This is a genomic window from Pseudomonas sp. NPDC089743 (genome assembly GCF_044748785.1).
GTDB lineage: Bacteria > Pseudomonadota > Gammaproteobacteria > Pseudomonadales > Pseudomonadaceae > Aquipseudomonas > Aquipseudomonas putida_X.
The window spans coordinates 685,847-705,183 of record NZ_JBIVGS010000001.1 but is presented as its reverse complement, the minus strand read 5'-3'; the positions used below and the strand labels follow the sequence as shown (position 1 = coordinate 705,183).

The following is a 19,337-nucleotide window of genomic DNA, read 5'->3' as shown; positions in this document are numbered from 1 at the left end:
CGGCAAGCCGGCGCTTGGTGGGAGCCGGCTTGCGGCGATGAGGGCAACTCAATTGTGCAGTGTAGACACTCAGCCACCACCCGGCGCCAGCATCAGGTTGGGTGCCAGCCGATGAAAGCCCTCTTCGTCCAAGCGGATATCCAGTGCCAGGCTGGCCAGATCATCGGCCAACGGCTCGGCAGCAGCGTCGTTCTCAAGATAATTCTGCTTCAGGTAGGTATTGCACCCCGGGCAGCATTCAGCCCGCAGCGGCGCCTTGCCCGGCGCATGGCGGTCATCCTCCAGGCTGGTGTAGCGCAAACCCTTGCTCGCCTCGCAGTACACGCACTTGACCCGCACCACATGCCATTCGCAGGCACACAACGAGCACGCCAGATAACGCAGGCCGTTGTGCTTGCCACGGTTACGTACCACCCCGGCCATGGCTGGCGAACCACAGGCCGGGCACTGGGCCTGGCTGCCCGACGGCTTGAGCTCAGGTGACGGTAGCCCCAGCAACCAGCTGGACCACGCCGCCTGCAGCGCGGCACCCAGAAACGGCACCAAAGCGACGGGCACAGCGTCGTACTGCCCTGCCAGTAATGCGGCACCCCAGCCTTTGCGCTGGCTGTCGTCACTGCCGCGCAGTGCCTGCAAGGCTGCCGCCAAAGGGCCACCGGCCTCATCGTCGAACCGGTCGAGCAGCGCCTGCAACCACACCAGCCACGCCCCCTCGCGCACCAGGCCATCGGCTGCCAGGGGTGGCAAGCCATGACTTATGCACAGGCGCTGCCGGTCATCGGCCACTGGCAAACCACCAGGCGGGTTATCCACAAGCTGCTGCTGAATGCGACACAGCCGTGCGACCAGACGCAAATAGTCGCCAAGGGCATGCCCTGCAGCGAGCTGCTCGAGGCGCACGGCGCGCAGTTCGAACAGGTTGGAGGGCGGCAGGTGCAAGAACGGCGGCATCACCGCCGACGCTTCGATCTGCCCCGGTTCGAGTATCGTGCTCAAGCCTTCATCCTTCTTTACGTCCATGGTCACTCGGCGTCTTGTCGCCGGTCACTTCGCGGTACCACAACTGATGGTGCTTGCGTGCCCAGGCGCGGCTGACCCAGCCATGCAGCATGGCGCCGATCGAGCCCTTGATCCAGATACCGGCGTAGATGTGCACGATGATGCTGAGGATCAGCACGAAGCCCGCCAGCGCATGGGCCAACGACGCCAGGCGGATCGAACCGATGTCGAAGAAATGGCTGAAATACGCGCGCCAGATCACCAGGCCGCTGAGCAGCAACACCAGCATGCACACCAACAGCGTCCAGAACAGCAACTTCTGGCCAGCGTTGTACTTGCCGATCGGCGGCACGCCCTCCTCTTTGTTGAGCATCACCCGGTCGATGCGGCGCAGCCACAGGCGGTCGTTGGCAGTGATGAAGTTGGCGCGCCAGAAACGCACCACCAGGAACAGAAAGAACACGAACATGGCCACGCCGATGAAGGGGTGCAAGATCCGTGTCCACGGCCCCCCGCCGAACAGATGGCTGAGCCAGAACAGCGCCGGATGGAACAGCGCCAGCCCAGAAAGCCCGGCCAGCACGAACAGGATGGCGACGATCCAGTGGTTGGTACGTTCGTTGGCGTTGTAACGCAATATGGGTTTTTCGTCGTTCATGGCCGCTGCTCCCCTTGCCCACCGGGCTGCTTCGGATCATAGACATGCACCGCGGGGTCCACCTGGTGCACGCTGTCATCAGGTGGCGCGGGGTTGCGGTGTTCGTCCTCCTCGACCCGCTGCGGGCCAACCCGCACATAGTGGAAGAACCCGGCCAGCACCGCCGCGCCCATCGCCAGCAGCGCCAGGGGCTTGGTGATGCCCTTCCACAAGCCCACCAGCGGGCTGATCACCGGCTGGTCCGGCAGGCCGGCATACAGCCTGGGCGTATCGGCATGGTGCAAGACATACATCACGTGCGTGCCGCCGACGCCGTCCGGGTCGTAGAGCCCGGCGTTGTCGTAGCCACGCGATTTGAGGTCGACGATGCGTTCGGCAGCATGCACCTTCATTTCGTCCTTGCTGCCGAAGACGATCGCGCCGGTCGGGCAGGTTTTCACGCAGGCAGGCTCCAGGCCCACGCTCACGCGGTCGGAACACAGCGAGCACTTGTAGGCCTTGTGGTCTTTCTGCGAGATGCGCGGAATGTTGAACGGGCAGCCAGTGATGCAATAGCCACAGCCGATGCAATGGTCCTGGTTGAAATCGACGATGCCGTTGGCGTGCTTGATGATCGCTCCCGGGCTGGGGCAGGCCTTCAGGCAACCTGGCTCGGCGCAGTGCATGCAGCCGTCCTTGCGGATCAGCCACTCCAGGTTGCCATCGTCGCGCTCGTGTTCGGTGAAGCGCATCAGGGTCCAGGTCTCGGCCGTCAGGTCCTGGGGGTTGTCGTAGGTGCCGTGGTTATGGCCCACCTCGTCACGCAGCTCGTTCCACTCCGAACACGCCACCTGGCACGCTTTGCAGCCGATGCATTTGGTGGTGTCGATCAGCTTGGCGACTTCCTCTTGCTGGCGTACCGAAGGGGGTACGGTGGTGGTGGCCGAGCGGGCAATGATGTCTTGGCTGGCCATCAGATTTTCTCCACTTTGACGAGGAACGACTTGGACTCCGGCGTCTGCGTGTTGCCGTCACCAAGGAAGGGCACCAAGGTGTTGGTCAGGTAACCGTGCCGCGTCGCGCCGGTGAAGCCCCAGTGCAAGGGGATGCCGACCTGGTGCACGGTCTGGTTGTTGACCTGCAGCGGGCGAATCCGCTTGGTCACCACCGCCACCGCTTCGATATGCCCGCGCTTGCTCGACACCCGCACGCGGTCCCCTGCCTTGATGCCCTTCTCGTTGGCCAGCACCTCACCGATCTCGACGAACTGCTCGGGTTGGGCAATGGCGTTGAGCCGGCAGTGTTTGCTCCAGAAGTGGAAGTGCTCGGTCAAACGGTAGGTCGTCGCCGCATAGGGGAATTCGTCGTGCTTGCCGAGGGTGTCCCACACCGAATCGAAGATCCGCCCGGCCGGGTTGCTGGTGGCCTTGTTGTTCTTCGGGTGCAGTGGGTTGATGCCGATCGGCGTCTCGAACGGCTCATAGTGCTCGGGGAATGGCCCTTCGGCCATCTTGTCGATGGCAAAGAACCGTGCGACGCCCTCGGGGTTCATGATGAACGGGTTCATGCCCGCTTCCGGTGGCGAATCGACCTTGAAGTCGGGCACGTCGGTGCCGGTCCAGGCCTTGCCGTTCCACCATACCAGGCGCTTTTTCTCCGGGTCCCAGGGCTTGCCTTGCAGGTCGCTGGAGGCACGGTTGTACAGGATGCGGCGGTTGGCCGGCCAGGCCCAGGCCCAGTTCTGCGCCTGATGCATGCCGTACGGGTCACTGTTGTCACGCCGGGCCATCTGGTTGCCCTGCTCGGTCCAGCAGCCGGCGAAGATCCAGCAGCCGGACGCTGTGCTGCCGTCGTCCTTGAGCTGGCCGAAGCCTGCCAACTGTTGCCCGGCCTTGATCAGCGTACCGGTCGGATCGGTCACATCAGTGACCGCCCAGCCGTTCATTTCCTTGGCCAGTTCCTCCGGTGACGGCTCGTCTGCCAGCTTGTAGGGCCAACTGATGTTCAGGATCGGGTCAGGGTAAGTGCCGCCCTCGGTCTGGTAGCGCTGGCGCATGCGCAGGAACAACTCGCTCATGATCTGCACGTCGGTGCGGGTCTCGCCCGGGCCGTCGGCGCCCTTCCAGTGCCACTGCAGCCAGCGGCTGCTGTTGACCAGCGACCCATCTTCCTCGGCGAAACAGGTGGTGGGCAGGCGGATCACTTCGGTCTGGATATTGGCCGTGTCGACGTCATTGAAGGGCCCGGCATTACGCCAGAACTCCGAGGTCTCGGTGGCCAGCGGGTCCATGACCACCAGCCACTTGAGCTTGCCCAAGGCCGCTGTCACGCGGTTCTTGTCGGGCAATGCGGCGATAGGGTTGAAACCTTGGCAGATGTAACCGTTGACCTTGCCTTGGCCCATCATTTCGAACATGCGCAGCACGTCATAGGCCGGCACATCGAGCTTGGGCAACCAGTCGTAACCCCAGTTGTTGTCTGCCGTGGCATTGGCGCCATACCAGGCCTTCATCAGGCTGACATGGAACTTGCCGTAGTTCTGCCAATAGGACAGCTGCCCAGGGCGCAGCGGCTTGGAAGCCCGCTTGTCAATGTAGGCGGCATAGTCCTGCTCGGCATCGCCAGGCAGGCTCAAGTAGCCCGGTAGCGAGTTGGAGAGCAAGCCAAGGTCGGTCAACCCCTGGATGTTGGAATGCCCGCGCAAGGCATTGACCCCGCCACCCGGCATGCCGACGTTGCCCAGCAGCAACTGGACCATGGCCGCACTGCGGATGATCTGAGCGCCGATCGAATGCTGCGTCCAGCCCAGTGCATAGAGAATCGTCATGGTCTTGCCCGGTGCCGAGCAGGTGGCGATTTCTTCCCAGATCTTCATCATGGCGTCCTGCGGCATGCCACAGGTCATGCTCGCCAGCTCCGGGGTATAGCGGCTGTAATGCTGCTTCATCAACTGGAACACGCAACGCGGGTGCTGCAGGGTCGGGTCGACCTTGGCGAAACCGTCTTCGCCCAGTTCGTAACCCCAGCCGGACTTGTCGGCATACACACGCTTGGCCGCGTCGTAGCCACTGAACAGCCCGTCTTCGAAGCCATAGCTTTCTTTGACGATGAACGACACGTCGGTGTAGTTGCGCACGTACTCGTGCTGGATCTTGTCAGTGCTCAGCAGGTAATTGATCAGCCCGCCCATGAAGGCGATATCGCTGCCGGTACGAATTGGCGCGTAGTAGTCCGCCACCGAGGCGGTACGGGTAAACCGCGGGTCGACCACGATCAGCCGCGCCTTGTTGTGCGCCTTGGCCTCGGTCACCCACTTGAAGCCGCACGGGTGCGCTTCTGCTGCGTTGCCACCCATCACCAGGACCAGATTCGCGTTGGCGATATCTGACCAGTGGTTGGTCATGGCGCCACGGCCGTACGTCGGGGCAAGACTTGCCACCGTCGGGCCATGTCAGACACGTGCCTGGTTATCGAACCCCAGCATGCCGGTTGCGCGGATGACCTTGTGGGTCAGGTAGCCGGCCTCGCTGGAGGCGGCGGAGGCAGCGAGAAAACCGGTGGTAACCCAGCGGTTGACGGTTTGCCCTTGGTCGTTCTTTTCGATGAAGTTGGCGTCGCGGTCCTGCTTCATCAGTTCGGCAACGCGGTCGAGTGCCTCGTCCCAGCTCACCCGCACCCACTCCTTGCTACCCGCCTTGCGCACTTCGGGGTACTTGAGGCGGCTCTCACTGTGGATGAAGTCCAGCAGACCGGCGCCTTTCGGGCACAGGGTGCCGCGGTTGACCGGATGGTCGGCGTCGCCTTCGATATGGATGATGTTCTGTTTGACGTTCTTGCCCGCATCGCCCTGGCTGTAAAGGATCAGGCCGCAGCCGACCGAGCAGTAGGGGCAGGTGTTGCGGGTTTCCTTGGTGTGCGCCAGCTTGAAGTGGCGCACCTGCTCGGCGAAGGCCGGCGTCGGGGCCATGCCCAACGCCGCCAGGCTCGAGCCTCCAAGGCCGACAGCGGCGACCTTGAAGAATTGCCGACGGTTGAGGTCCATCGTGCACTCCTGATCAGGTTTCGGGCGCTCGGGGCTTTGCCGACGCCTCGGGTCATCACGGTAGCGGCAAAGTGATGCCGCCAACCGTTAAGACTAGCCAAGAATGCCAAAAGTGCGATTGACCGTAATCAGCAAGGCGGCAGATTGCGCGCCACATTCAAGGCCGCACTGCTCTGCGCCACCGGCATGATTTCGAGGGTGTTGATGTTCACGTGGGGCGGCTGCTCAGCGATCCACGCAACCGTGGCGGCAATGTCTTCGGGCAGGATCGCCTGCACGTCACGGTACAAGGCATCCACCGCATTGAGGTCGCCGTTCAGGCGCACCACGGAAAAATCGGTCCCGGAACACAGCCCTGGCTCGATGTTGCTGACCCGCACGCGGGTCCCTGCCAGATCGGCGCGCAGGTTCAGGCTGAACTGCCGCACGAACGCCTTGCTCGCACCATAGACGTTGCCGCCCGGGTAGGGATAGGTACCGGCAATCGAACCGATGTTGATGATCATGCCGCTGTCGGCCTGCACCATCTGCGGCAGTACCGCATGGGTGACCATGGCCAGGCCGGTGATGTTGGTGTCGATCATGCGCTGCCAGTTCTCGGCGCTGCAGGCCTGGGCCCGCTCGATACCCAGCGCCAATCCCGCGTTGTTGACCAGCACATCGATGCCCGGTGCAGCTTCGTTGATCTGCGCCACCGCTGCGCTGATCGACTGCCCATCAGTCACATCAAGCGCCAGTGGAATGAAGTTGTCGCCAAGTTCTTGCTCCAGCGCCTGCAGCTTTTCCATACGGCGGGCGCCCCCGATCACGCGGTAGCCCTTGGCAACCAGGGTGGCGCATATGGCCCGGCCAAAGCCTGAGGAGGCGCCGGTTACGAATGCAGTTTTCATCAGGTTTGTCTCCCAGAAGGTAATGTCAGACCAGGTATTTCACGCCAAGGCTGGTGAACAGGCACAACATCGAAAACACCAGCGCCTTGCGCACCACGTCGTTGCCTTTGCGCAGCGCCAGAGCACTGCCCATGTGATTGCCGAGGATGTTGCAAGCCACCAGGGGCAGCGCCAGCAGGTAGACCACCTTGCCGGCCATGATGAATGCGACCAGCGCACCGATGTTGGAGGCGAAGTTGAACGTCTTGGAGTTGGCCGAACTGGAAACCAGGTCCATCCGCAGCAGGTAGTGGAAGGCGATGATGAACATGCTGCCCGTGCCTGGGCCGAAGAAGCCGTCGTAGAAGCCGATGGCCAGGCAGGTCAATGGCACGACGGTGTAGAGCATCCGCGTCGACAGCGCCCGCTCCTCTATCGGGCGGTCCTTGGGGGTGAGGAAGATCAGGATGCCGAAAGGGATCAACGCCAGAATGATCTTGCCCACGGTTTCCTGAGAGATCGACACGATCAGGTGCGCCCCCAGGTAGGCGCCGAGCAGTGAGAAAGGCACGCCGACCAGTGCCACCTGCCAGACCATCTTGCTGTTGGCCAGGAAGTTGCGGATGGCCGCCAGTGTGCCCAGCGTACTGACCAGTTTCTCCTGCCCCAGCGCTACCTGAGGCGGCATGCCCACCAGCAGAAACCCTGGTACCAGAAACAACCCGCCGCCCCCGGCAATGCTGTCCACGAAGCCCGCGACAAAGGCAATGGCGCCCAGCAGCAGGATCGCCAGCAGCCAGTGTTCCGCCCAGTAAGCGCCTAACAGTTCCATAGCAGTAATTCCGTCGATGAATGAAGAGAAATCAGGAGAGCACTTCGTAAAGGTGGTCGGCCCGGGCGAAGCGCACCCGGTTCAGGTCGTTGACCGCGAACACCCGCAGCAGCCAACGGTCAGCGCCGTCGTTCTGGGGTTCGAAACCATCGCGGGCATGCAGCACACGCTGGTTCTTGAAGATCATGAAATCGCCTGGCAGCAGCAGGTGTGGCTCATCGAAACGCCGGGTCTCCAACAACCCGCGCAGGGTGGCCAGGGCCTGCTCGGCGCGCAGGTTCAGGCCGTGGGTGTTCTCGCTGTCGAAGCGGCACAACCACTCGCCTGAATGGCCACGCACCAGCACCGGCAGCTCGGCAGTGCAGCGGCGGTTACCGGTGAACGAGTCAGGGCGGCGGATTTCGAATTGAGCGTCGCAAAGTTCGCGCACGGTCGCCAAGGGTAGCGCTGCGATCACGGCATCAAGGTTGACCAAGGTGGTGCTGATACGGGGGTCGCAGCGCATGCCGAAGAACGACAGGTATTCCGGGCAGCAGGACACGGTCCCCAGCGGCTCGGAAGACAATGGCAGGTCGGGATTGTCGACATGGTAGGAAAACCGCAGCCGCGAGCCATGCGAGCTCTTGTGACTGGAGGAGGTACGGGCCGGGATTACGTGGCGAAACAGCCGACCGTCATTTTCACCCTCGTAGACAACCGGGTGAATACCCATCAGGTGCTGCATGGTCAGGCTGACCAGGCAGGCAATTGGCGTGCTGCGTGGGCTGAGCACACCGGAGTAAGGGGTAGGCGGTACATCGCGATCGCGTGGGCAGTTGCGCACGATCATGCTGGTCAGTTGCGGATCTTCAACGAAACCCCGTATCTGCTGGCACAGCGCCTTGCCCAATACCTCTTGCGCCTGCTCCTTGAGTTGCGGGTAAAGCTCTTTGCTGGTTTCGAAGTCGAGCGGGGTGTTGTTGAGCAAGGTTTGCCAGGCGCTGGAGACAACCCAGGGCAGGCGGATTTCCAGTGACGTCTGAGGCTCGGCTGCTTGTTGCAGGTGTGCGCTTTCCATTTCGGGTGCTATTCCATTGACCATTCGGTGTCGTGCCAAGCCGGGCAGAGGCGGCAGTCTTTGTTTTTTTTGAATCCGTTCACAGCTGGGCGATGTGAAAGAGCGATACCGCTCCAGGCATCGCCGCATTGCATCGACTCAATCATTGTAATTACAAAAATAGAATCGATTCAATTTATTTCATTGGCCGATTGCCACCATGATTGAGTCGATCCAATCAACTCATTGATTTCAAAAGATTTCTTCGTCGCACCCATTGATCACACCCACGCCAGTGCTCAAGCGGGGCCTGGTGGACCGACCGAGACGACCCTCGAAGTCATATCAATAGAGGCAATTTACAGCGTAAAAACCCGATTACTCCGATCCTGACTTTCGTGCTAGGCTTCCGCGCTCTTGCAGATTCTGGTGCCATTTCCATGTGGGTTCCTCACTACAGCGACCTGGCGCAGCCGGTCTACCTGATGATTGCCGATGCGCTTGAGCAGGACATAGGCAACGGCCGGCTGACGCCGGGCGACCGCCTGCCAACACTCAAGGACCTCGCCGAGGCACTGCACGTGACCCCTGGCACCATTGGCCGAGCCTATGACGAAGCGGCCAAGCGGGGCCTGGTGGTGGGTGAGGTTGGTCGCGGGACTTTCGTCCTGCAGCAACGGCCGGCGCCTGCCCCCACCGCCACCTCGCGGCCCGCACCGTTCAGGCAGGAAAGCGGCCAGATCGACCTGTCGATCATCAAGCCCAACGATGCGCACATGACCGACTGGCTGCGCGGAGCAATCACCGAGCTGGCGGCATCCCCGGACCTGGACCAGGTGCTCGACTACGTTACCGACGGTGGCCATGCAACGCACAAGCAGGCTGGCGCCACATGGATCCAGCGCTGGTTGCCTGAAGCTCGCCCGCAACAGGTGGTGCTGACCTCCGGCGCCCAGCACGGCCTGTTGGTGGCCATCAGCAGCCTGTCAAAAAGCGATGATGTGATCCTGTGCGAGTCGCTTTGCTACCCCGGCATCATTTCCCTGGCCCACAGCATGGGCCGCCGCTTGCGCGGGGTAGCCATGGACGAGCACGGCCTGATTCCCGAGGCTTTGCGGGCCGCCTGCCTGGAGCACCGCCCTTCGCTGCTGGTATGTGTGACCACCCACCAGAACCCTACCAACTCGGTAATGCCCCACGCGCGTCGCGAGGCTATCGCCCAGATTGCCCGCGAATTCGACCTGTTCATCGTGGATGACGATATCTACGGTTTCCTCGAACCGGCACCTGACTACAAACCCTTGGCCGCCTACGCACCTGAGCGCTCGGTGTACCTGACCAGCCTGTCCAAGAGCGTGCTGCCGGCCCTGCGTATCGGCTACCTCTACGCGCCGCCACAAACGCTTTCACGGTTGTCATCGATGGTGCGCAGCAGCGTCTGGATGCCGTCCCCGCTGATGGCCCAGTTGGCCAGCAACCTGATCAACAGCGGTATGGCTGAACAACTGGTGCGAGTGCAGCAGGAAGAAGCCGCCGCACGCCAGTTGATGGCGCTGGAAATCCTCGGCAGGTACAAGGTGCGCAGCCAGCCGAACAGTTTTCATATCTGGCTGGAACTGCCGGAGCCATGGACCAGCGATGAGTTCGCCAACCTGGCGCGCAACAATGGGGTAACGGTGGTCAGCGGCAGCCAGTTCCAGCCTGAGCGCAGCCCAGCCAGCAGTGGCGTGCGCATCGCCCTGATGACGCCAAGCCGTGCCGAGTTGAGTTTCGCCTTGACCAAACTCGCAAGCTTACTGGACTCCTCCGAACCGCGGCTTTTCTACTAGAGAAACACCAGGCGCGGTTCAGCGGATCAACCGCCCCAGCCCCTCCAGCAACCGCTGCAAGGCGCCCTGATTGGCCTGCATCACCGCCCTGCCCGCCTCACCCATGCGCCGGGCATCCTGCGGCAGCTCGATCAACTGCCGCACGACCACCGCCAACCCTTGGGCATCGTCCACCTGCTGCAGCGCCCCGGCATCGCGCAACATCGCGCTGATTTCGAGGAAGTTGAACACATGCGGCCCCATGATCACTGGCAGCGCCAGCGCTGCCGGCTCCAGTGGGTTGTGGCCGCCAGTGGCGACCAGGCTGCCGCCGACGAAAGCGATGTCGGCCAATGCGTAGAGGAACAGCAGCTCGCCCATGGTATCGCCGAGCAACACGCGGGTCTGGGCATCGACCGCAGTCGCGGCAGAACGGCGAACGGTAGCGAACTGCGCGCTGCACAAGGCGTGCACTGCATCGAAACGCTCGGGGTGGCGCGGCACCAGGACCAGCAGCGCGTCGCCATGCACCTGCAGCAACTGTTGATGAGCCTGCAGGATCAGTGCGTCCTCACCCTCATGGGTACTGGCCGCAATCCACACCGGCCGCTCGCCCGCGCCCCATCGCTCACGCAGTGCCCTGGCACGCGGCAACAGCTGATCATCGACCTTCAGGTCGAACTTGATCGAACCTGTGACCTGCACGCACTCAGGGCGGGCACCCAAGTCGCGAAAACGTTGCGCCTCGGTTTCGGTCTGCACCGCAATCAGGCTCATTTCGGCGAGCATCGGCCGGGTAAGCCTGGCAAACCGCGCATAGCCACGGGCGGAACGCTCGGACAACCGAGCATTGGCCAGCGCGACCGGAATGCCCCGCTTGGCACACTGGTGAATATGGTTGGGCCATAGCTCGGTTTCCATGATGATGCCCAGCTGCGGGCGCACATGGTCGAGAAAACGCCCCGCCGCCCACGGCAGGTCATAAGGCAGGTAGCAATGCTGGATGCGTGGTTCATCGGCGAAGAGCGCGCGAATGCGTTCGGAGCCGGTGGGGGTCATGCAGGTGAGGGTGACCGGCAGGTCCGGGTAGGCCTTGAGCAACGCGCGGACCATAGGCGCGGCGGCAATGCTTTCACCGACCGAAACGGCATGAACCCAGATGCCACCCTGGCGCATCGCCGGCAGGTTGCGGGCGAAGCGTTCGCCGATACGCTGGCGGTAGGCCGGGGCCTTGCGTGCACGCAGGTAAAGGCGCAGCGCGACCAGCGGCAGGCCCAGGTGGAACAACAGGGTATAGAGAGTTCTGTTCATGGCGGCGAAGTTTACCCGATCGCGCGCAAGTGCACCGCAAAGCGCTCGGCCAGCCACTGCGCGGCGGGCCCCAGTGGTTCGTCACGGCGCCAGGCCAGTTCGACGACCAAGGCCGGTGGCCGCCATTCGCTGGCGAGCTCGACCATATGCGCCTGGTAGGTCGGGTATTGCACCACATGGCGCGGCAGCCACGCCCAGCCCAGCCCTCGCATCAGCAGCTCGGCCATGGCGTAGAAGCTGTCGGCGCGCCATACCTGCGGGCTGATCGCTTCGCCGCCGGGGTAGCCACTTTGCTGTGGGGTGATCAGCAACTGGCGGTAACGTGCCAGCTGCTGGCGTGTCACGCGGCTTTCCCGCGCCAATGGATGGTCCACCGCGCACACCGTGACCATCTCCACGCTGCCCAGGGCACGCCGCTCCAGTGAGGCAGGCATGCTTTCATGGTGGAAAAACAAACCCAGGTCTGCACGCCGCTCCACCAGCTTGCGCGCCACATCACCTTGGGCACCGCTGGCCAGTTGAACTTCCAGGAAAGGGTAATGGCTGGCCAGTTCGTCGAGGCTGTCGATCACCGGTTGATACGGCATGGCTTCATCCTGCGCCACCCGCAGCAACGCTTCCTGGCCACGCATCAGGGCCAGGGCGCGGCCATCGAGCCGTTCGCACTGGCGCAGCAGTTCGCGGGCATCCTCCAGCAGCGCAGTGCCGTTTTCGGTCAGCCTGGGCTGGCGGCCGCTGCTGCGCTCGAACAACGTGACGCCCAGGTCCGCTTCGAGCATGGCAATGGCATTGCTGACGGCTGATTGCGCTTTGCCCTGCTCGCGGGCAACGGCAGAAAAGGAGCGCAGTTCGACGACACGCGCAAAGGTTCGCAACTGCTCGAGGTTCCACTGCTCGGCCATCAACCTATCTCCTGGGGTGATAGGTAATGACTTTACCGCATCCAGGGACCCTCTAGAATGCCGGACCAGAACCGGAGGATCGAACCATGAACGCCTACACCTACCTCGCCATCGCTATCGTTGCCGAAGTCATCGCCACAGCCTCCATGAAGGCAGTGAAAGGCCTGAGCACGCCATTGCCACTGCTGCTGATGGTGGTCGGCTACGCAATCGCCTTCTGGATGCTGACCCTGGTGGTGCGCAGCATTCCGGTAGGCATCGCCTATGCGGTCTGGTCGGGGCTGGGGATCGTGCTGATCAGTGTGGCGGCGCTGGTGATCTATGGCCAGAAACTCGATGTGCCGGCGATGCTGGGGATGGCAATGATCGTCGGCGGCGTGGTGGTGATCCAGTTGTTCTCCAAGACTGCCGGGCATTGATGGGGCCGGTCGGCGATGAGCCAACCCAGGCATAGCCTGTATACTTGCCAGCTGTCCCAGAATTCGAGGTACCGCCATGCCATCTGCCATTTCCACTGACGTGCTCATCGTCGGCGCCGGGGTCGCAGGCCTGTGGCTCAACGCCCGCCTGCGCAGCCTGGGCTATTCGACAGTGCTGGTGGAGCGCGCCAGCCTTGGCGGCGAACAGACCATCAAATCCCAGGGCATCATCCATGGTGGCACCAAGTACGCCCTGCACGGTGCGTTGACGGGCGCCTCGGAGGCCATCGCCGACATGCCACGGCGCTGGCGCGAGGCCCTGGCCGGCAGCGGCGAACTGGACCTGAGCCGCACCCGCCTGCTTTCCGATGCCCACTACCTGTGGTCGCCGGGTACCCTGGCCGGCAACCTCACCAGCTTCTTCGCCAGCAAGGCCGTGCGCGGCCGGGTTGACCAGGTCAAGGGCGACCAGTTGCCCCCCGCCCTGCAGGACCGCGCCTTCAAAGGCAAGGTGTATCGCCTGGCCGAACTGGTGGTCGACGTTCCCAGCCTGCTGGCCAACCTGGCTGAACTGGCAGGCGACTCCTTGCTCGCCGGTGAGCACATCGAACCCCTGCATGAAGGTGAAACGCTGGCCGGCTTGCGCGTGGACGGCCGTGACATCCGCGCCCAGCGCATCGTGCTCAGCGCTGGTGCAGGCACCGAAGGGCTGCTGCACGCCTTGGGCCTTGAGCAACCGGCCATGCAGACACGGCCGCTGCATATGGTCATGGCCAAAGGCCCCAACCTCAAACCACTGTATGCCCACTGCCTGGGCGGCGGGCCCAAGCCGCGCGTCACCATTACCACCCACCCCGCGGCCGATGGCCAGTGGGTCTGGTACCTCGGTGGCGACCTGGCTGAAGCCGATGGCGTAGCCCGCGACACGGCGGCGCAGATTGCTGCAGCCCAGAAGGAGGTCAGCCAGCTCTTGCCATGGGTAGATCAAAGCCAGGTGCGCTGGGCCACCCTGCGCGTGGACCGCGCAGAACCTGCGCAATCGGGCCTGGTACGGCCTGACAACGCGTTCCTCGCCGACCAGCAACGGCTGATGGTCGGCTGGCCGACCAAGCTCGCCCTGGCCCCCGACTTCAGTGACCGCGTGCTGGCCAGCCTGCAGCGCGACGGTATCCGCCCCAGCGCCCAGGCCGAGCTCGCCGGGCTACCACGCCCGCCACTGGGCATCCCCGCCTGGGAGCGGCTGCTGCCATGACCCTGCCAACCCTGCACGACTTCCACCGCCCGCTGGGCAGCACAGGCTTCAAGGTTTCCCCCCTGGGCCTGGGTACGGTCAAGCTTGGCCGCGACCAAGGCGTGAAGTACCCCACCGGGTTCACGATCCCCGGGGATGACGAAGCGCGCCTGCTGCTGGCCCAGGCCCGCGAGCTGGGTATCAACCTGATCGACACGGCTCCGGCCTATGGCCGCAGCGAAGAGCGCCTGGGGCCGCTGCTGCGCGGCCAGCGCGATGAATGGGTGATCGTCAGCAAGGTGGGCGAAGAGTTCGAAGGCGGCCAATCGCGTTTCGACTTCAGCGCAGCCCACACCCGTATGTCAGTAGAGCGCAGCCTGCGACGGCTGGAGACCGACCGCCTCGAACTGGTGCTGGTGCACTCCGATGGCAACGACCTGGAGATTCTCGAGCAGCAAGAGGTCTACCAGACCCTCGCAGCCCTCAAGCAGGAGGGCAAGATCCTCGGCTACGGCCTGTCGGGCAAGACCGTCGCCGGCGGGCTGAAGGCCCTCGAACAAGGCGACTGCGCCATGGTCACCTTCAACCTCAACGAGCAGGCAGAACGACCGGTACTGGACTACGCTGCCGAACACGGCAAAGCCATTCTGGTGAAGAAGGCCTTGGCCAGTGGGCATGTCTGCCTTGCACCCGGTGTCGACCCGGTACACGCCAGCTTCGAACTGTTGTTCGCCCACCCTGGCGTCAGCAGTGCTATCGTCGGCACTATCAACCCGTTGCACCTGGCCCACAACGTGGCCACCGTCGCCCGCATCCTGGGCCAGCATTGAGTTGTCCCCATCCCCGGGCCTGGACACTGACCCGACGCAAGGAGGAGCCTCGTGCCGCGTACGCTGATCCGCAAGAACCCGAGCAACTTCAAAACACTGCCACTGCATGTCGAAGCCACCCCCGAGAGCCTGGTTTACCAGAGCATCGGCATGCCGCTGAACTTCGCCCAGACGCAACAACGGCGTCGGGCCATCGAGCTGCCCGATAACCAGCGCTTCGTCGCAGAGCTTGCCAACCTCGGCGTTTCGGTACGCCTGACCCTGCACTGGCAGCACCGTGACTATTGGGTACTGGTGCGCCAGCGCCGCCAGGACCGGGGCGATGTGGTGCTTAAATTGATTTCAGGGTATGTCCCGGCTCAGGAGCTCAATCTGCCGCTGCACACTGCGGTCCAGGAAGTGGCGGAAGAGTGCCTGCTGGAAACCCCGGAAGGCTGGCTGGGTGGTCGCTTCAACGACACCTGGCTACCTGCACCTTACGCTGCCGCGCTGCACTACCGGGAAGCGCTGCCGTTCGTGCTGACCCCCGAATCAGGTGCCGCCCGGTCGGTGTATTGCGGCAACCTGATGTTGTTGGAGCGCCCACGGGCTTACGTGCACCTGCCTACGGCATCACTGCAACTGATCTACGACATGCGCCTGCAAGTGCCCAAGGACGCGAAAAAGCTGAGCCTGTTCCATGTCGATGAACGCTTGGAGGGCGATCAGCTGGTCGCGCGGCTCAACCGTAAGCGGCCGGACTTGTACCTGATGCCCGTCCAGGATGGTCAGCCACTGGCCGAGCTGTATACCTTGAAGAAAGATGAACTGGTACCGGCCAGTACCCGCGGGCTTTACCTGGCGGAGAGCTTTGCCCAGCAGGACGGGTGGGTGGTCGCGGACGAGCGGATACGCTGGAAGGATTGGGTGAAGCAGCAGGGGCTGGTGGAGCGCAAAGCTGCGAAGGCTTCACACCTGCGCCGCTTTGGCGACAAGGCGCGGGCACTGCTGGAGCGCGCGCGCACCTCGCTGAACAAATGAGTATCCGGGGCCGCCGCGCGGCCCCGGGCACGTCAGTTCTTGCGGATTTTTTCGACGATTGCAGTGGTCGAGCTGTTCTCGACCAACCCCAGCACCTTCACTGTGCCGCCGTAGGCCTTGACGATATCGGCACCCACCACCTGGTCGATACCGTAGTCACCGCCCTTGACCAGCACATCCGGTTTCACCTGGCTCAGCAGATTCTCCGGCGTGCCTTCAGGGAAGCTGATGACCCAGTCCACCGCGCCCAGCCCAGCCAGCACGGCCATACGCCGATCGACACTGTTGATCGGGCGGCCAGGGCCCTTCAGACGGCTTACCGAGGCATCGTCGTTGACCGCGACGATAAGACGATCACCCTGGGCACGCGCCTGCTCAAGGTACGTCACATGCCCTGCATGCAGGATGTCGAAGCAACCATTGGTGAACACGATCTTCTCTTTGTGCGCACGCGCATCGTCGATGGCCAGCAGCAGTTGCTCCAGGCCCAGCACGCCACGTTCGGAACCTTCCTCGCGCTGGATCGCGCGACGCAGCTCAGGTGCACTGATCGCTGCAGTACCCAGTTTGCCGACCACGATGCCGGCCGCCAGGTTGGCCAGGGCGACCGCGTGGGGCAGGTCCTCACCGGCTGCGATGGCTGCAGCCAGGGTGGAAATCACGGTATCGCCAGCGCCGGTCACATCGAACACTTCGCGGGCACGGGCCGGCAGGTGCAGCGCCGGGTGGCCGGTGCGCAGCAGGGTCATGCCGTGCTCGCCACGGGTAACCAGCAACGCCCCCAGGTCGAGGTCCAGCAGCAGCTGCAGGCCTTTGGCGACCAGCTCGGCCTCATCGGCGCAGCGGCCCACGATGGTCTCGAACTCGCTGAGGTTCGGCGTGATCAGACTGGCACCGCGGTAGATCGAGAAGTCCTTGCCCTTGGGGTCGGCCAGTACCGGTATGCCCTTGGCACGGGCGGCCTCGATCAGGCTCTGATGATTTTTCAGCGCGCCTTTGCCGTAGTCGGACAACACCAGCACTTTGACACCGTCGAGCAGGCTTTCGACTTCGGCGCCCAGCGACAGCGGGTCAGTGGCGAACGGCTCTTCGAAATCGATGCGCAGCAACTGCTGGTGCCGGCTCATGACCCGCAGCTTGACGATGGTCGGCTGGTGCGCAATGCGCTGGAAAACCGAACGCACACCCGCCGCCTGCAGGCTGTTGGCCAGGCTGTCGGCGGCCTCATCCTGGCCGGTAACGCCGATCAGTGCCGCCGGAGCGCCGAGGGCGGCAATGTTCAAGGCAACGTTGGCCGCGCCGCCGGGGCGATCCTCGATCTGATCGACCTTCACCACCGGCACTGGCGCTTCTGGCGAGATACGTGAAGTACCGCCATGCCAGTAGCGGTCCAGCATGACATCGCCGACCACCAATACCGGGGCTTGATCGAAACGCGGCAGGGACAACTTCATGGGCAACCCATATGGAAATAATGAACAGGGGCAGGATATTAGCACAGGGTAAGCGACGGCTTTATGGCCAGATCGGGCCCTGGAAAATTCCGGTGACAATCGGGGCCATACGGCCCCGATCAACGACAACTCAGGTGATATCGGCCTTCGCTGGCTCGTCCAAGCCCATGGCATGCAAGCGGGCATAATAGCCATTGGCTGCCAACAGCTCGGCGTGGGTGCCGCGCTCCACCAGACGGCCCTGGTCCATCACCAGGATCTGGTCGGCTTTTTCGATGGTCGACAGGCGGTGCGCGATCACCAGCGTGGTGCGCCCCTGCATGACATGGTCCAGCGCAGCCTGGATATGCCGCTCGGACTCGGTGTCCAGTGCCGAAGTCGCTTCGTCGAGGATCAGCAGCGGCGCGTTCTTCAACAGGGCCCGGGCAATCGCCAGGCGCTGGCGCTGGCCACCGGACAGCAGCACGCCGTTTTCACCCACGTCGGTGTCGAAGCCCTTGGGCAGCTTGTCGACGAACTCCTTGGCATAGGCATCGGCAGCCGCCGCTTCGATGTCCGCACGCGGCGCGCCGGCCAGGTCGCCGTAGGCGATGTTGTTGGCCACGGTGTCGTTGAACAGGGTCACATGTTGGGTCACCTGCGACACGTGCCGGCGCAGGTTGCGCAGGCGGTAGTCTTCGATCTCTACGCCATCGAGCAGGATCTGCCCTTGGTCATGGTGATAGAAGCGCGGAATCAGCGCCGCCAGCGTCGACTTGCCGCTACCAGAGCGCCCGACCAGCGCGATCATCTGCCCAGGCTCGGCGGTGAAGCTGATGTCGCTCAGCACTTCGCGATCAGTGCCCGGATAGGTGAAGCTCAGGTTGCGTACTTCGAGGCGACCTGCCACGCGCTCCTTCTCGATCGTACCGCGGTCGATCTCGGGCTGCTCGTCCAGTTGCTCGAAGATGCTTTCAGCACCGGCCAGGCCTTTCTGGATGGTCGAGCTGACTTCTGAAAGCTGGCGGATCGGCTTTGGCAGCAGGCCCGCGGCGGTGATGTAGGCCACCAGATCGCCCGCGGTCGAGTCGCCCCGCAGGAACAGCACCAGGAACATCAACGCGGCCATGGCGCTGTAGATCACCAGCTGCAACATGGGCGTGTACAGGGCGCCCGTCTTGGTCATGCGCAACTGTTTGTCGGTGTTGCTCTGGCTGGCACGGCTGAAGCGCTGCTGCTCGTAAGCCTCGCCGCCGAAGCTGCGCACCACACGGTAGCCCTGGATGGTTTCGGAAGCGACGTGGGTCACATCGCCCATCGCCACCTGGATCTTCTTGCTCTGTTTACGGAATTTCTTGCTGGCGACGCTGACCATCACCGCGATCACCGGCAGGATGGCGACCATCACCAGGGTCAAGTGCCAGTTCATCCAAAGCAGGTAGGCAAACAGGAAGACCACCGTCAGGCCTTCACGGATCACGACCTTGATTGCATCGGTGGCGGCCCCCGTCACCATGGTCACGTTGAAGGTGATGCGTGAGATCAGGTGCCCGGAGTTGTGGTTGTCGAAATAGCGGTTGGGCAGTACCAGCAGCTTGTTGAACAACTCCACGCGCAGGTCATGCACCAGGGAGAGGGAAACCTTGGCCAGGAAATAGTTGCCGAGAAACGAACCCAGGCCCTGCCATGCCGCGATCAGGATGATCAGCAGCGGTACCGCCTGCAGCAATTGCAGGTCGCGCAAGTAGGGGACGTTGGGGAACAACACCGCTTCGGGGTTGCTCAGGCCATCGACAAAGTACTTGAGGATCCCGGCCAGCATTGGCTGGGTAGAGGCAAAGATCACGAAACCGATGATACTCAGCAGGAAAATGCCGATATAGGGTTTCACGTAGCTCAGCAACCGGAAGTAGATCTTCAGGCTGGAGGTGTGCTCCGCCGGTAGCGGTGTTTCGGCCATCATCGAGC

16 protein-coding genes are annotated in these 19,337 nt (G+C 63.1%); 5 read left to right on the top strand and 11 right to left on the bottom strand.

Annotation, left to right across the window (positions count from 1 at the left end):
• Window positions 1-69: 69 nt before the first annotated feature.
• The 7 genes from fdhE to ACIPZC_RS03210 form a co-directional block, all read right to left on the bottom strand.
• Window positions 70-996, bottom strand: a complete 927-nt coding sequence (gene fdhE, locus ACIPZC_RS03240; protein ID WP_400624770.1) for a formate dehydrogenase accessory protein FdhE — start codon at window positions 994-996, stop codon at window positions 70-72.
• 4 nt (window positions 997-1,000) lie between these two features.
• Window positions 1,001-1,657 (bottom strand): formate dehydrogenase subunit gamma, encoded by a 657-nt coding sequence (locus tag ACIPZC_RS03235; RefSeq protein ID WP_349975217.1) that lies wholly within the window; start codon window positions 1,655-1,657, stop codon window positions 1,001-1,003.
• Window positions 1,654-2,610, bottom strand: coding sequence for a formate dehydrogenase subunit beta (fdxH, locus tag ACIPZC_RS03230; protein ID WP_267820611.1), 957 nt, complete (start codon window positions 2,608-2,610; stop codon window positions 1,654-1,656). Before fdxH ends, ACIPZC_RS03235 begins: the two co-directional genes overlap by 4 nt.
• Entirely contained in the window at window positions 2,610-5,678 is a 3,069-nt protein-coding gene (fdnG, locus tag ACIPZC_RS03225) for a formate dehydrogenase-N subunit alpha (RefSeq protein WP_400624769.1), read from the bottom strand. The genes fdxH and fdnG overlap by 1 nt, the downstream gene beginning before the upstream one ends.
• 128 nt (window positions 5,679-5,806) lie before the next feature.
• Entirely contained in the window at window positions 5,807-6,568 is a 762-nt protein-coding gene (locus tag ACIPZC_RS03220) for an SDR family NAD(P)-dependent oxidoreductase (RefSeq protein WP_267820607.1), read from the bottom strand.
• Window positions 6,569-6,593: 25 nt separating this feature from the next.
• Window positions 6,594-7,379 (bottom strand): TSUP family transporter, encoded by a 786-nt coding sequence (locus ACIPZC_RS03215; protein ID WP_241804008.1) that lies wholly within the window; start codon window positions 7,377-7,379, stop codon window positions 6,594-6,596.
• A gap of 31 nt (window positions 7,380-7,410) precedes the next feature.
• The gene (locus tag ACIPZC_RS03210) at window positions 7,411-8,436 is read right to left on the bottom strand and encodes a TauD/TfdA family dioxygenase (RefSeq protein ID WP_241804009.1); all 1,026 of its coding nucleotides are present in this window, start codon (window positions 8,434-8,436) and stop codon (window positions 7,411-7,413) included.
• 419 nt (window positions 8,437-8,855) lie between these two features.
• Here ACIPZC_RS03210 and ACIPZC_RS03205 point away from each other — a divergent pair, with 419 nt between their 5' ends.
• The gene (locus ACIPZC_RS03205; RefSeq protein WP_400624767.1) at window positions 8,856-10,244 is read left to right on the top strand and encodes a PLP-dependent aminotransferase family protein; all 1,389 of its coding nucleotides are present in this window, start codon (window positions 8,856-8,858) and stop codon (window positions 10,242-10,244) included.
• Between the two features lie 18 nt (window positions 10,245-10,262).
• On the opposite strand, the gene waaA is transcribed toward ACIPZC_RS03205, so the two are convergent.
• Together waaA and ACIPZC_RS03195 are read right to left on the bottom strand one after the other, a co-directional pair.
• Window positions 10,263-11,534 (bottom strand): lipid IV(A) 3-deoxy-D-manno-octulosonic acid transferase, encoded by a 1,272-nt coding sequence (gene waaA / locus ACIPZC_RS03200; protein WP_400624765.1) that lies wholly within the window; start codon window positions 11,532-11,534, stop codon window positions 10,263-10,265.
• Between the two features lie 11 nt (window positions 11,535-11,545).
• Window positions 11,546-12,436 carry a LysR family transcriptional regulator gene (locus ACIPZC_RS03195; RefSeq protein ID WP_400624763.1) on the bottom strand — a complete coding sequence of 297 codons (891 nt, stop codon included), beginning with the start codon at window positions 12,434-12,436 and terminating at the stop codon, window positions 11,546-11,548.
• A gap of 86 nt (window positions 12,437-12,522) precedes the next feature.
• On the opposite strand from ACIPZC_RS03195, the gene ACIPZC_RS03190 reads away from it, so the two are divergent.
• From ACIPZC_RS03190 to ACIPZC_RS03175, 4 genes are all read left to right on the top strand, one after another.
• Window positions 12,523-12,855 (top strand): multidrug efflux SMR transporter, encoded by a 333-nt coding sequence (locus ACIPZC_RS03190; RefSeq protein WP_241804013.1) that lies wholly within the window; start codon window positions 12,523-12,525, stop codon window positions 12,853-12,855.
• Window positions 12,856-12,931: 76 nt separating this feature from the next.
• The gene (locus ACIPZC_RS03185; RefSeq protein WP_400624761.1) at window positions 12,932-14,107 is read left to right on the top strand and encodes an NAD(P)/FAD-dependent oxidoreductase; all 1,176 of its coding nucleotides are present in this window, start codon (window positions 12,932-12,934) and stop codon (window positions 14,105-14,107) included.
• Window positions 14,104-14,916 carry an aldo/keto reductase gene (locus ACIPZC_RS03180; protein ID WP_400624759.1) on the top strand — a complete coding sequence of 271 codons (813 nt, stop codon included), beginning with the start codon at window positions 14,104-14,106 and terminating at the stop codon, window positions 14,914-14,916. The genes ACIPZC_RS03185 and ACIPZC_RS03180 overlap by 4 nt, the downstream gene beginning before the upstream one ends.
• 51 nt (window positions 14,917-14,967) lie before the next feature.
• Window positions 14,968-15,936, top strand: a complete 969-nt coding sequence (locus ACIPZC_RS03175) for a metal ABC transporter ATPase (RefSeq protein ID WP_241804016.1) — start codon at window positions 14,968-14,970, stop codon at window positions 15,934-15,936.
• A gap of 32 nt (window positions 15,937-15,968) precedes the next feature.
• On the opposite strand, the gene hldE is transcribed toward ACIPZC_RS03175, so the two are convergent.
• Together hldE and msbA are read right to left on the bottom strand one after the other, a co-directional pair.
• Window positions 15,969-17,390 (bottom strand): bifunctional D-glycero-beta-D-manno-heptose-7-phosphate kinase/D-glycero-beta-D-manno-heptose 1-phosphate adenylyltransferase HldE, encoded by a 1,422-nt coding sequence (hldE, locus tag ACIPZC_RS03170; RefSeq protein WP_241804017.1) that lies wholly within the window; start codon window positions 17,388-17,390, stop codon window positions 15,969-15,971.
• A gap of 130 nt (window positions 17,391-17,520) precedes the next feature.
• Entirely contained in the window at window positions 17,521-19,329 is a 1,809-nt protein-coding gene (gene msbA / locus ACIPZC_RS03165; protein WP_400624757.1) for a lipid A export permease/ATP-binding protein MsbA, read from the bottom strand.
• Window positions 19,330-19,337: the final 8 nt, after the last annotated feature.

What these genes read in the sequence shown, in the direction of transcription:
- ACIPZC_RS03235 (WP_349975217.1), bottom strand. Translation starts at nt 1,657, where the DNA reads ATGAACGACGAAAAACCCATATTGCGTTACAACGCCAACGAACGTACC.
- fdxH (WP_267820611.1), bottom strand. Translation starts at nt 2,610, where the DNA reads ATGGCCAGCCAAGACATCATTGCCCGCTCGGCCACCACCACCGTACCC.
- ACIPZC_RS03220 (WP_267820607.1), bottom strand. Translation starts at nt 6,568, where the DNA reads ATGAAAACTGCATTCGTAACCGGCGCCTCCTCAGGCTTTGGCCGGGCC.
- ACIPZC_RS03215 (WP_241804008.1), bottom strand. Translation starts at nt 7,379, where the DNA reads ATGGAACTGTTAGGCGCTTACTGGGCGGAACACTGGCTGCTGGCGATC.
- ACIPZC_RS03210 (WP_241804009.1), bottom strand. Translation starts at nt 8,436, where the DNA reads ATGGAAAGCGCACACCTGCAACAAGCAGCCGAGCCTCAGACGTCACTG.
- ACIPZC_RS03205 (WP_400624767.1), top strand. Translation starts at nt 8,856, where the DNA reads ATGTGGGTTCCTCACTACAGCGACCTGGCGCAGCCGGTCTACCTGATG.
- waaA (WP_400624765.1), bottom strand. Translation starts at nt 11,534, where the DNA reads ATGAACAGAACTCTCTATACCCTGTTGTTCCACCTGGGCCTGCCGCTG.
- ACIPZC_RS03195 (WP_400624763.1), bottom strand. Translation starts at nt 12,436, where the DNA reads ATGGCCGAGCAGTGGAACCTCGAGCAGTTGCGAACCTTTGCGCGTGTC.
- ACIPZC_RS03190 (WP_241804013.1), top strand. Translation starts at nt 12,523, where the DNA reads ATGAACGCCTACACCTACCTCGCCATCGCTATCGTTGCCGAAGTCATC.
- ACIPZC_RS03185 (WP_400624761.1), top strand. Translation starts at nt 12,932, where the DNA reads ATGCCATCTGCCATTTCCACTGACGTGCTCATCGTCGGCGCCGGGGTC.
- ACIPZC_RS03180 (WP_400624759.1), top strand. Translation starts at nt 14,104, where the DNA reads ATGACCCTGCCAACCCTGCACGACTTCCACCGCCCGCTGGGCAGCACA.
- hldE (WP_241804017.1), bottom strand. Translation starts at nt 17,390, where the DNA reads ATGAAGTTGTCCCTGCCGCGTTTCGATCAAGCCCCGGTATTGGTGGTC.
- msbA (WP_400624757.1), bottom strand. Translation starts at nt 19,329, where the DNA reads ATGGCCGAAACACCGCTACCGGCGGAGCACACCTCCAGCCTGAAGATC.